The sequence below is a fragment of the Bacillus sp. AFS031507 genome (assembly GCF_002584635.1).
In the GTDB taxonomy this organism is placed as follows: Bacteria; Bacillota; Bacilli; order Bacillales; family Cytobacillaceae; genus Neobacillus.
In genome coordinates this window covers 14,538-28,477 of the sequence record NZ_NUOW01000045.1, presented here as the reverse complement: position 1 = coordinate 28,477, position 13,940 = coordinate 14,538, and the positions used below count along the sequence as shown (strand labels likewise).

Here is a 13,940-nt window from a genome sequence, read left to right as displayed (position 1 = left end):
AGTAGGACGTTGCCAGGCACATTAAAGACAACCTGAAAAGGTTGTTTTTTTGTTTTCCGCATGTAATTCCAATGCCTGTCACCACCAAATATTAAATGAGATGTGGACAGTAAGTAAATGTTTTACTAAATGAGGTATCTGGAAAGGCCTGAGAAAGAGGGTTATCTCTGTAAATTTGGAAAGAATGTTAGCTGAGCCAGTCTTGTGACTGGCTTTTTAATCGTATTATACCGTCATGCCATTAACAGCAGGCAATGGGAATTATCTGCTAAAAAAGGGGTCAGGTCCTCACNNNNGTGAGGACCTGACCCCTTTTCAATGGAATAATTTTATATCCACTGGAATATCTAAATGACTTACGCCCATTCTATTGCTACTTGAAGGGTGGACTTTTATTGTTATTAGTAATAGGACACATTCATAAATGACAGCGTTTACTTATCGCATAAATCAAAAGTGTAGGAGGGGAAGTCTCATGAAGAAGACAGCCCATATTTTATCTCATTCCCATTGGGACAGGGAGTGGTATTTACCCTTTGAGAAACACCGCTATTACTTTATCAAGCTGATGAATAATCTGATCGATGAGTTTGAACAGGAAGGAAATCAATTTCAATCGTTTCATCTGGATGGACAAACGGTTCTGTTAGAGGATTATTTCGCTGTTCACCCAGAAAACCGTGAAAAGGTTAAACAATTGATTGAAGAGAAAAAACTAACGATTGGTCCTTGGTATGTGTTGCAGGATGCCTTTTTAACAAGCTCTGAAGCAAATGTTCGGAACTTGCTGATTGGCATGAATGATGCGAAGTCCTATGGACATGTATCAAAAATTGGCTATTTTCCTGACACATTTGGTATTTACGGGCAGGCGCCCCAGCTTTTAAAACAAGCGGGGATTGAGACCGCTGCCTTTGGAAGAGGTGTCAAACCGACTGGCTTTAATAACACGGTATCAGACACCCCCAACTTTGAATCTCCTTTTTCCGAGATGATTTGGAAATCGCCGGATGGCTCTAGTGTTTTAGGGATCTTATTTGCCAATTGGTATTCAAACGGAAATGAAATCCCGGTGGATGAAGAAGAAGCAAGAGTCTTTTGGAATCAAAAGCTCCAAGATGCCGAAAAATATGCGTCCACGAATCAATTATTGTTTATGAATGGCTGTGATCACCAGCCGCTGCAAAAGTCGATTCCTGAGGCAATCGAAACCGCATCCGCCCTTTATTCCGATTATACATTTAAGCATTCAAGTTTTGACGAATATACAGACGCTTTAAAAAGGGTACTTCCAGAGAAGTTACAAGTCATTGAAGGGGAATTGCGCAATCAGCGGACAGACGGATGGTCCACTCTCGTCAATACGGCTTCTGCCCGTATTTACTTAAAGCAATGGAATAACCGCTGTCAAACTCTTTTGGAAAAAATAGCGGAGCCTTTAGCGGCTTTTGGCTATTTAGCAAACGGAACTTACCCGCGCGAATATATTCGCTTTATGTGGAAATCCCTTTTGAAAAATCACCCACATGACAGTATTTGCGGCTGCAGTGTCGATGAGGTCCACCGTGAAATGGTCACGAGATTTGAAAGAGTTTCACAAATGGGCGAGGTATTTGTACAAGAACGAGCAGCAGAACTTGCTCTTACGGTTGATACATCCAAAACACCGGATGGGGGAATTCCGCTTGTTGTCATGAATACAACGGGATGGAACAAAAACGAAGTAGTGACAAAATTAGTCGATGTTGAAAAAGTGTATTTTTCACAAATGCATTTTGAAGAAATTCCTGCCTATTTGAAGGATAAAGAAATGCCTGGCTACAAGCTGGTTGATGATCAAGGTCAGACCGTCGAATTTCAACTCGTAAGCCCGACTGTCGAATTCGGTTACGATCTGCCAGACGACAAGTTCCGCCAGCCGTTTTTTGCAAAGCGGGCTACTCTATCATTCTATGCAGAGGAGATTCCATCCTTCGGTTACAAGACCTATTATCTTGTTCCGGAAGGTCACTCGTTGGTGCAACAACAGGTAAAAGACCCTGTTAACGACTTGGAAATGGAAAATGAATTTGTGCATTTACTGTTCCATGAAGATGGCACGTATGATGTAACGGATAAAAAAACAGGCAAGGCCTTCCATCGTCTCGGTATATACGAAGACACAGGCGATGTCGGGAACGAATACATGTTCAAGGAAGCGAAGGGTTATTCCGCGATCACGACAAAAGGGATACCAGCGGAATTTACCTTAGTGGAAAGAAGTGCCCTGCGTACAGTCCTTGAGTTTAAGCACACGTTATCGATTCCAGTTTCGGCGGACGAGCGACTTGACATCGAACGTCATAAACTTATTTGGCATAAGGAAAGAGAAGCAGGAAGAGCCAAAGAAATGACTGCCATTTCGCTTCGAACAGTTGTGACACTCGAAAAAGGAATGAAAGGACCGGCCTTTAAGCTTTTTATCAATAATCAAGCAACAGACCATCGTCTCCGTGTCCTTTTCCCAACAGGGCTGCAGACGGAAACACATCAAGCTGACAGTATTTTTGAGATTGTTACTCGCCCTAATACGCCGGAAAAGGAATGGGAAAATTCGAGCTTTTGTCATCACCAGCAGCGATTTGTCAGTCTCTCGGATGACAAGATGGGGGTAACAGTGGCAACGGATGGTCTCCATGAATACGAAATCCTGCAAAAGGATGGAACAATCGCAGTAACCGTGCTTCGTTCCGTTGCGGAGCTTGGGGACTGGGGATACTTCCCGACACCTGAAGCCCAATGCTTAGGGTTGCAAACAGCGGAGTGGCAAGTGCTGCTTCATCAAAAAGATGTCATTGCTTCGAAAGCATATGTGGATGCCTATCAATACAAAGTCCCGCTGCTGGCTATTCAGACAAGCATCCATGAAGGCAAATTGCCTGGAACCCATCAGTTCGTAAACTGGGAATCAAATGGACTTGTATGGTCGTCGATGAGAGTAGCGGAAGAGCAAGATGATGTGATCGTTCGCTGGTTTAATCTGGCTGGACAAAAGGAAATGCTAAAAGCTGCCATCCATGACGATGCTCGATCCTATAAAAGTACTATTCTTGAAGAAAAAACAACGGACTCAAAGAGTCTATATGAAGTAGAAGGTCACGAAATTATTACACTTGGTTTTCATCATAAACGATAGGAGCGAAAAAAATGACGTCAGTACTGCCAGAATCGATGCAAAAGCTCATCCATCATGTTAAGGAATTCTTTCCAGGTGATGACCAGCTGCACCGTATGTTTGAACAATGTTTTGTAAATACGTATGAAACAACGATGAAAAAGCAAGAAGATGGAAAAACATTCGTGGTTACCGGAGACATTCCTGCGATGTGGTTAAGAGACTCAGCAGCACAGGTGAGACCTTATTTACTTGCTGCCGAAGAGGATCAAGAGGTCGCTGATTTACTTGAGGGGGTCATTCGCCAGCAATTTGCGTTTATCTTACACGACCCTTATGCGAATGCTTTCAATGAAGCGGCAAATGGCAGGGGACATCAAACGGATCATACCAAAATGACACCACATATTTGGGAGCGGAAATACGAGATTGATTCCCTGTGCTATCCAGTGCAGCTGGCCTACCTGTTTTGGAAGTCTACTGGAAGGACATCCCATCTCAATGAAACGTTCCAGCAGGTAATCGAAACGATTATCCACGTATGGCGAACAGAGCAAGATCATGAAAATCAATCCTCCTACCGGTTTGAACGTGCAGATGTTCGCCAGTCAGATACGTTAATCCGCGATGGAAAAGGAGGGCGAGTTGTCCCAACCGGGATGACCTGGAGCGCCTTCCGCCCAAGTGATGATGCCTGTACTTACGGATACCTTGTACCGGCTAATATGTTTGCAGTTGTCATCTTAGGGTACGCGGCTGAAATATGTGAGGAAGTTCTTCACCAGTCTTCCTTAAAAGAGGAATGCTTGAAGCTTCGTGAAGAAATTCAAAAGGGAATTGAGCAATATGCGAAGCTTGACCACCCTGTATATGGTGATATGTATGTGTATGAAACAGATGGGGAAGGGCGGGTCAATTTAATGGATGATGCCAATGTACCGAGCTTGCTGGCTTCCCCCTATTTAGGCTACCTTCCATTTGAAGATACGACCTACCTAAATACACGCCAGTTTCTTTTAAGCCGAGATAATCCTTATTATTACGAAGGAAAATATGCGAATGGAATTGGAAGCCCGCATACACCCGATCATTATATTTGGCATATTGCGCTCGCCATACAGGGCATGACAACGATAAATGAAGCAGAAAAACAGGAAATTTTAGCTTATTTTAAACAGACAGATGGCGGTACACATTTTATGCATGAAGGCTTTAATGCCGATTGTCCTGAAGAATTTACTAGGGACTGGTTTGCATGGGCGAACACGATGTTTAGTGAATTTGTGTTAAGTCTTACAGGGAAAGCGGTTAAAGGAAGCCCGCTTTATCATCAATTAATGAAAAACAAAAGCAACCAAGCAGTTTAGAAAAGAAAAGAGTAGGAATTGGAAAGGGTGATGACGTCATGCAAAAAGGTCATTGGATGGTCGGAATTTGCGAATGGATCTGGAGGGTGGTCTCGGTGAATCTTTGCTGGATTGTCTTTACTGTCCTAGGATTAGGGATTTTTGGCTTTTTCCCGTCGTCTGTTGCCCTTTTTACCATTGTCCGGAAATGGATAAAGAAAGACACGGATACACCTGTATGGAAGACTTTTAAGAACGTTTATTTTAAAGAGTGGAAGCGAAGCAATGGATTGGGTTTTGTTTTTTTCGGGATTGGACTTTTCCTCTTTGTCGATATCCGGATTGCTGAGGGAATGATGTCAGGCGTTTTTTCTAACTTTCTATCGGTGATCTTATATTTTCTAGCGTTTTTGCTCCTATTATCCGTTGGCTATTTCTTTGCTATTTATGTCCATTTCGAGCTTACCAATAAGGAATATGTAAAACAGTCCTTTCTATTTGCGGTGACCAGTTTACCATCCACGCTATGGATGGGAGCCGGATTTTTTGTCATAGGCTATCTCATTAATCAGCTTCCAGGCTTAATCCCTTTTATTTCCGCCGTGGCTCCGGCCTACTGGATGATGAGGGTCTGCCTGAATCGGTTTAACCATTTAGAGAAAAGAGCCGCATTAATCTAACGATAAAGTTTGACCATAAGGCAGTGAAACAGGGGGGAATGTACGTGAAACTAAATTTAACGGGTGACGTGTCGTCGGTTACAGATGGACTAAAGGCTGTATTGGAGAATTTAGCGATTCAACTTTCACAGGATGGTTATCCCATTCATGTGAAAAATCAAAAAGGCCCCATACGGGTCGTGAATAAAAATGGTCAAGGTGAAATTACCTTTGAAAAGACAGTTCACTTTTTTCGGGCATTAGGATTATGGCTTGAACAGGTTAACAAAGTCAGTGAATTTGATTTTACGGAGAATCCGCAGTTTGACATGAGTGGTGTCATGCTTGATGCGTCAAGAAATGCAGTTCCAACGGTTGCTGAAGTAGAAAAGTTCTTGCAGAGAATGGCCGTGATGGGATTAGACACATTGATGCTTTATACAGAGGATACCTACGAAGTAAAGGAACATCCTTATTTTGGGTATATGCGGGGAAGATATACGTTTGAGGAGTTAAAAGCATGTGATGACTATGCAGAGAAACTAGGGATTGAGATGATCCCTTGTATTCAATCTTTGGGCCACTTACGAGAAGCACTTAAATGGAATTATGCTTCAACCTTTAAAGACACAGATGATATTTTATTGGTCGATAAGCCGGAGACCTATGAGTTTTTAGAAAATTGTATCAAGGCCGCTTCTGAACCATTTAAGACAAAACGGATTCATATCGGAATGGATGAGACGTTCCAGCTTGGGTTAGGTAAATATTTAGAACAAAATGGCTATGAGAACCATATTGATTTGATGAATAGACATCTTCAAAAGGTTGTTTCCATCACGGAGAAATTAGGGCTTAAGCCAATGATTTGGAGCGATATGTATTATCCTTTGTTTACGGAAAACAGCAAATATAAGGATGAAAACGGCAATATCGAGAAAGAACTGGTTGCTTCTATCCCTGATGTGCAACTCGTTTATTGGAATTACTATAGTAAGGATCAGGCCATCTATGAAAAAGATATTACGAACCATAAATTGCTAGGATCAGCTCCAATTTTTGCAGGCGGTGCATGGACTTGGAATGGACTCGCACCGAACTATGGCAAAGCGATTGTGACGACTGAGGCCGCCATTGCTGCTTGTAAAAAGGAAGGGGTGAAAGAGATATTTGTCACGATGTGGGGCGATAATGGCGCAGAAACACCGCTATCTACTTCATTCCCAATCTTACAATTATTCGCAGAACACTCCTATCATAAGGAAGTGACCATTGACCAGGTAGCGGAACGATTTGAATTTTGTGGTGATGGGCACTTTGATGATTTTATCAATCTAAAGCTATTGGATGAAACGCCTGGAGTCATGCAGGATAACATGAATACATCGATGACTTCTAAGGTTTTACTCTACCAAGATAGTTTAATTGGATTATATGATGAAAATGTGCGCGGTCTATCTTTAGGGGAGCATTATGAAAAATTAGTATCTGTATTGGAAAGAGCAAAGGCTCGTAATCCAAAATGGGAAGCGCTATTTGACTTTTATGAGCAATTGGCAAGAGTCCTTAGTGAGAAGGCGGAAATCGGCCTTGAGCTAAAAGAAGTTTATGAGAAAAAAGATTACGAGCAAATGAAAGCGAACCTTACTAAGTTAGAAATGATCCAATCCAATGTTGACCTTTTACGACAAAAGCATCGTAAAGTTTGGTTTGCAGCCAACAAGCCATTCGGCTGGGAAGTCCTTGATATTCGTTATGGCGGAGTCATTACACGCTTGGATTCGGTAAAATATAGGATTAACGAATGGCTGGAGGGAACAGTTTCTAGTTTAGAAGAGTTAGAGGAAAAAAGATTACGACATGATGGACCATGGGAAATTGTGGACGGGTTAGTCGGTGGTAATGTCTATCATCGCATTGTAACCGCTGGAAACTTTTCACTATAAGCAGTTATTGTACCTTCTATGATGTTTTTAGCTAGAAAAATAGTTCAAATGGCCAAATGGGGTGAAAACGGTGTTTTTAGCAGAAAGAAAATTTGAATCGCGTATTAGGGAACTTGAAAGTTACCGTTATCGTGATTGTGTCTCCATCCATCAATTTTATACACATGAAGATGATGGTACGGTTGGTGCCTATCCACCAGCCGCTTACGATGAAAAGAACGTCATGCAAATTGGCGACTATTGGAAAGGCCGCGACCGTTATATTTGGCTTCATGCCGATGTTGATTGTCATTTGCAACACACCATCCATCCAGTCGTCGGTCTTTTCTCCTTTGGAAAGACTGGCGGGGGCAATAATTCAGGGTTTGAATCCTTACTATTTGTGAATGGCAAACCCTACCAAGGTGTCGATTCCAATCATGAAGAAGTTCTCTTTGATGAACAAGTCGCTAAGGGACCGATGAGTTTAGATTTTAGGCTCTGGTCTGGACTTGAGGGGGGAGGGCTTCCGATTGAAAATGAATTTAAACTTCAGATGGCAAAAATAGGCTGGCTTGATCAACAAGTCGATAATTTATACTATACCCTTTTGGCGGCTTACGAAGTGTTATTGGAAACGAATGAGGAAGAGTCTGCCTCTTTGACTTTGAAAAAGGTTATTGCGGATGCCTTACAGCGAATTAATTGGACGGAACCCGGAAGTACGGAATTCTATGAATCCTGCTATGAAGCTGAAGCCAGCCTGACTGATGCCATCCATTCAATTCAACCATCATCCGATTCATCCGATATTACGATTCATACGGTTGGTCATACCCATATTGATGTAGCTTGGCTGTGGAGATTAAAAAATACGAGAGAGAAAGCTGCTCGTTCCTTCTCCACAGTGCTGCATTTAATGAAACAATTCCCTGAATACCTGTTTTTGCAAACCCAGCCACAACTCTATGATTATATTAAAACAGATTATCCGGAAATCTATGACCAAATGAAAGCAAGAATTGCAGAAGGAAAGTGGGAAGTCGGCGGCGCGATGTGGCTGGAAGCTGACTGTAATATTCCAAGTGGTGAGTCGCTTGTTCGCCAAATCCTGCATGGAAAAGCCTTTTTCAAAGAGGAGTTTGGTGTCGACTGTCATTATTTATGGCTGCCCGATGTTTTTGGGTACAGTTGGGCCCTTCCGCAAATCTTACAAAAATCAGGGATAAAAACGATGATGACAACGAAGATTAGTTGGAATCAATATAATCGGATGCCTCATGATACCTTTTACTGGAAGGGAATTGATGGATCAGAGATTCTCACCCATTTTATTACGACGCCGGAACCATGGAATGGCCCAGATTCTTGGTTCTACACCTATAATGGTTTTATTACGGCGAAAACGGTTAAAGGGGCTTGGAAAGGCTATCGTGATAAAGAGCTATCAAAGGATCTGCTTCTATCCTATGGGTATGGTGACGGTGGCGGTGGTGTCACTCGAAATATGCTCGAAATGAGAAGAAGATTGGACAAATTGCCAGGGATGCCGAATGTGAAGACTTCTACGGCAGGAGAATTTTTTGAAAAGCTTCATAAAAATATTGAGGAATCAAACAGTTACATCCATAAATGGGATGGCGAATTGTACCTAGAATATCATCGGGGAACCTATACAAGCCAGGCGTTTATGAAAAAGATGAATCGTAAATTAGAGCTTTTGTATAGGAGGGTGGAATTCTTATCTTCTTGGCTTTCGGAAAATGGTCATTGGCTTGGAAATGATGAGCTGAAAAGTGGTTGGAAAATTATCTTAAGAAATCAATTTCATGATATTATTCCGGGCTCCTCCATTCATGAAGTATATGAGGACGCCAAGGAAGAATACGAGGAAGCCTGGCAAATCGGGAATCAGCTGGAATCTCGTGTGATCCATAACGGAATCGAGCAGGCTGGCCATTCTGTTGTTCTATTTAACGCTACCCATCTCAAAGGGTTAAAAAATGTGGGTATTCCTCAATTTGCTGAGTATGAAGCAGGTGAGTGGAGAAACAGTAACGGAGCAGTGTTGAACCATCAAAAACGTGAGAATGGCTGGCTCGTTGAAGTGGATGCACTTCCATCGTTTGGAGCTAAAACCTTATATTTTGAACCGATTAAAAATGCTAGAGTAACAAAAGCAAATTTTAGCTATACTGACAGGAAATTAGAAACACCGTTCTATCTCGTTGAGTGGAATGAGTTTGGCCAAATGACGACTATTTATGATAAGGAAGCACAACGTCATGTTCTGGCTGACGATCAAAGAGGGAATATTCTTCAAATTTTTGAAGATAAACCTCTTGCGCATGAGGCATGGGATATTGATATTTTCTATCAAGAGAAAATGGAGGAGATCCATGATTTAGTCAGATTTGAAGTAGTGGAAAATGGTGAACTTACTTTTACTATTCATGCCATCTGGAAGTATCATCATTCTGAAATTTCTCAGCGGATTGTTTTTTATAAAAATGACCGCCGAATCGATTTTGAAACGAATGTAGACTGGCATGAAAAAAGAAAATTGCTTAAGGCCGCCTTTCCTGTCGATGTTCGAACAACGGAGGCCACCTATGATATTCAATTTGGCAATGTCAAGCGCCCTACACATTGGAATACCAGCTGGGATATGGCGAAATTTGAATCGGTCGGCCATCAATGGGTCGATCTATCAGAACCCGATTATGGGGTAAGTTTATTGAATGATTGCAAATATGGCTATGACATCAAAGAAAATACGTTGCGATTAACACTTTTAAAATCAGCTACTCATCCGGATCCGCAAGCAGATCAGGGGGCGCATTCGTTTGTTTATTCGTTATATCCACATATCGGGGATTGGCGGCAAGCGAAGACGGTGGAAAAAGCCTGGGATTTAAATGATCCTATTTCCGCTGTAGAAGGCAGTTGGACAAAGGAAGCATCCTTCATCGAAACTGATGCTGACCATATTTGGATTGATGCCATCAAGCCAGCCTTTCATGGCGACGGTATCATTATTCGTTTCCATGAGTATGAGGGACGCAGAGGAAAGGTTTCTTTGAATGTTCAGAAAGACTTCCGATCATGGGTGGAGACCAATTTAATGGAAGAACCGATTGGTGAACAATCTGAAGATCCGATTGAGTTGGAAATTAAACCATATGAAATTAAGACCATAAAGCTTTTGTAGTGGAGTACTCGAATGGAGTATGTAGGGGACGTGGGGATAAACCACGTCCCCTTTGTCATTTATATAATTATTCAAAAAGGCCAGCTAGCTTTTCTAATGTCGAGCGTCTTTCGACATTCTTTTCTCCATTTCCCGGGAAAAAATCCTTTTGTTAAAAGGGTTTTTCCCGCAACTAATCAAACGTTTGGTTAGTAAGGAATGATCAGTAAACGTGTCGAAGCATGAGAGTTTCCCTAAGGAAATCCTAATATCGACATGTTTTGCCGGTCACACAAAAAGAACCTGTGGATCCACGAATGGTTTCCTCACAGGTTCGAATAACAAATTATTTATCATGACTTGTACTGCACTACGAGTTAATTCCCATTATTAAACTCTTTCTTCAACTCCTGCATCCGCGCCATGGCCTGCACAAGTCGATCTTCATTGGTGACTTGTTTTCTTAATGTTGGATGAAGCTTGTTGTAGGCCACTTTACACTCATTGACCTCGTTTTTATCAGCCAAGGTTAACTCGTTAAGCTCTGGCAAATGGTTAATTTTATAAATGACCTCTGTTACCGACTCATTCAAATAAGCCGTACTGTACTTGAGGGATTCTCTTGTATCCGGGTTCTGAACGGTGTAATAGACCCTGCCGGCGTCAGGCCCAAAGTCCAACTGCTCAAATGTGAGCGTTCCGTCTTTTTCGGCCGTTTTTTCCGCCAAAACTTCTTTTGTGTCCAGAGATCTGTACAATCTAACCGTTTGGCCCTGCTTCACTCGTTCGATTACAACTTTATCCTGGGCACCGATATTGTTTTCAGCTGATACAAAATGCATCATAATATTCTCTGTTCTTGGCAATGCATCACTCTCAAACATCTGCCATTCATAAATACGGATGGCTCCCCATGGCGATGTTCCACTATTATAGACCTGAAGTTTAAACTCACTTGCTGTAACAGGTTGGTCGAGAATAATATCTGTTACGGCTTTCGTATTACCGGTCATTCTTTTTGCACTGACCCACGAACCTGTCTGATCTTTGTAGAGCAGTTCAAAATCAACGGTGTTCATGTTACTTGCTTCGCCGCCATATTGAGCATGCTCGACTCTCCAGCGGCGGATGGTTTTCGGCTCTCCTAAATCAATCGTCATGTAACCACTTTTTGCATTCGTGGCACACCATTTACTGTTGCCAGCAGCTGTTCCATCCAATGCCTTAGAAGCAGGCTCCGCTTCATTTTCAGCAGAAACACCCGTCACTTTGGCATTAAGGGCAACATTTGCAGATGGGCCATGTTGTTCTATTTCGGTTCCATCCGTGCCCATGCCCCAGTCAAATGCAATCTCTGCTGGTTCACCACGTACGTAATCCTGATTCACTGGCACTATCTCTAGGGTAGTCATATGATCTGGTGAAGCGTTTGCAACAGTCCTGGTAATGTTAGAAACATAGAAATGATTATTTGGTGTAGAGCCTAAAAGCGTTTTTACTCCATCGGCATTCTTTTGGTAAATCTCGTATTGCAGTACTTTTTCATCTGCTGACCAGCTTAGACGTGCCTCGGCATCAAAAGCGGTTCGCAGCATCTTTTGAGTGACTGCCGCATTTTGCGGTTTTGTTTGAATAGAGGCAGCAGTATCATAAACGGATAGTTGACCTACATTCATTTCATAGTTTGCTAGGCTTTCAGAGTTGCTGACTTTAAGGCTTACTGCATAAGCAGTTTTCCCTGCATCCTCTTTCAGGTCAAGGACCGCTGTTTGCCACCCATCGGTGGTTTTTGTTTTTGGCAATGAATAATACTTCATCTGATCCGGTGAATAATCTTCACTGTAGGCAACACCCAGCGAAACATTGGCACCTGATTGATTCTGATAGACCACACGAATTTTCGTTGTATCCGTGATTTCGAGCTTTGAACTGTAAAGCATCACGTCATTGACAGAAGAAGCGTCGAGCGGACCACTGAATTTTAGCGAATTCCCACCGTTATAGGCTTTATCAAAATCATATGAAACTTTGATTCTGCTGCCTTGATTACGGACCCACCAACGCCACGTTGGCATAATATCTTGGATGGAACGGTTATTCCACTCAAGCGGGCTGGCTATTTTTCCATCAACAAAATATTGTTTCCCGTGTCCACTGTTAAAGTTGGTAGTAAAAGGAATCTTTTGAATGACAGATGAATCTGTGACAAAACGGGCCATCCCTTTCCAGTTTGCTGAATCGTCTGCTCGTGTCGGGTCACCTTGAGGTCCTGTCCAGAAATAGGTTTCTTTTTCATGGAAATCTACAGGATCGGCCGCAAATCCCATGGTTGAGTTTGGTGCATAGAGGGCAATGGAAACCTTTGCCTGTTTTTGTTCATTTAAGAGTGCGTTGGTATTAATTTTGGTATTATAAGAATTCTGTTGTACTTCGAAACCGGCATAAGCATCATAAGGGTCACGGTTATGACTTTTCATTGTAGCAACCGTTGTGTTAATTTGCGGGGTTCCCCAGTTATAGTTTAGGAAAAACTCATCCACCGCATACTTCCCATCTGCTGCTGGTTTGACATACAAATCATTATTGCTGTTAACGGCATTTTGATACGAAACAGAGCCATTATTGGATTGGGAATCATACCAGCCAAAGCGAAGGTTTGAATGCCGCTTCACATAGCGCATCATTTCATTCATTCGTTCCGCTGTTTTTTGACTGACACCATAGGTTTCCTGATTCATAAAATAACCATCAAAGCCATAATATTCGGCTACTTCAATCATTTTATCCGCTACTGGGAAGCTCCCATCTTCCGCCTGCTTCGTGAATGCTTCGACCTCCGCAAGTGCCTCTTTAGAAGCTGGCCCCCATGGAAAACCTACGGTTGCGTAAACTGGAACACCATTCCGATGGGCTGCATCGACGATATCTGGTGAGGGAATGGCGAAAATTCCTTCATCCGTTCCTGCCCAGTAAATATAAGAATCTAGCAATTGCCAGTTATCAAACGCGTAAACATTAAAATCGTTGCTGCCAACAGGGCTTGTCTGGTCATGATTCGAGAGCGTAATTGCTGCCGAGGTAATACCAGCCTCCGGATGTGCTAGCGGGTTAACCTGGTGTCCTTTAAATCGATTTTTATTTAATGGGACGCTTGCGCGGTTCAACGCTGCATCTGGGTCTTTTTTAGGCGACCAGTTTAGGAGTGTCTCGACCCTAAAAGCCGGAGCTAATGGCTGTAAACTCAGTTGATCAGCATAATTCTCATTGACGACATTCGTTCCATCTCCATCCACAGCGGCATAGGCTTCTGGCGTTATCATGGAAATAAGAAGAGAAAACAATAGGACAAAGGAAAAGATACGCTTATTACTATTTTTCTTTTTATTTTTCACCGGGATCCTCCTCGTATTAAATAATGATGTTGGGCAACTGAACGATATAAATACGAAAAACTAAATATCCCTCCCCTCTGTTAAACTATCGATATATTTCCCCCCTTATTTCCTTCTAATAGGAAGTTTTCTAATTTTCAGAAACAACACTTTTATACTATCAACTATTATGTAAGCGCTATACTAAATAAACTATAGATTTACTGGATTAATGTTAGTAAACTCTAAACCGTCATTCCAACTACGTTTTCATTGATTCAAAGTGAATGATTCT

At 42.1% G+C, this 13,940-nt stretch carries 6 protein-coding genes; 5 read left to right on the top strand and 1 reads right to left on the bottom strand.

Going from position 1 to position 13,940, the window contains the following annotated elements; genetic code table 11:
• Positions 1-475 precede the first annotated feature (475 nt).
• From COE25_RS26980 to COE25_RS26960, 5 genes are all read left to right on the top strand, one after another.
• Positions 476-3,175, top strand: coding sequence for an alpha-mannosidase (locus COE25_RS26980; protein ID WP_098934843.1), 2,700 nt, complete (start codon positions 476-478; stop codon positions 3,173-3,175).
• Positions 3,176-3,186: 11 nt separating this feature from the next.
• On the top strand, positions 3,187-4,521 hold the full coding sequence (locus COE25_RS26975) for a glycoside hydrolase family 125 protein (protein ID WP_098934842.1): 1,335 nt from the start codon (positions 3,187-3,189) through the stop codon (positions 4,519-4,521).
• A 38-nt stretch (positions 4,522-4,559) separates the two neighbouring features.
• Positions 4,560-5,180, top strand: a complete 621-nt coding sequence (locus tag COE25_RS26970) for a YesL family protein (RefSeq protein WP_098934841.1) — start codon at positions 4,560-4,562, stop codon at positions 5,178-5,180.
• Between the two features lie 44 nt (positions 5,181-5,224).
• On the top strand, positions 5,225-7,105 hold the full coding sequence (locus COE25_RS26965; protein WP_098934840.1) for a beta-N-acetylhexosaminidase: 1,881 nt from the start codon (positions 5,225-5,227) through the stop codon (positions 7,103-7,105).
• A 70-nt stretch (positions 7,106-7,175) separates the two neighbouring features.
• On the top strand, positions 7,176-10,295 hold the full coding sequence (locus COE25_RS26960) for an alpha-mannosidase (RefSeq protein WP_098934839.1): 3,120 nt from the start codon (positions 7,176-7,178) through the stop codon (positions 10,293-10,295).
• 356 nt (positions 10,296-10,651) lie between these two features.
• Here COE25_RS26960 and COE25_RS26950 read toward each other — a convergent pair whose 3' ends face one another.
• Positions 10,652-13,666, bottom strand: a complete 3,015-nt coding sequence (locus COE25_RS26950; RefSeq protein WP_098934837.1) for an endo-beta-N-acetylglucosaminidase — start codon at positions 13,664-13,666, stop codon at positions 10,652-10,654.
• Positions 13,667-13,940: the final 274 nt, after the last annotated feature.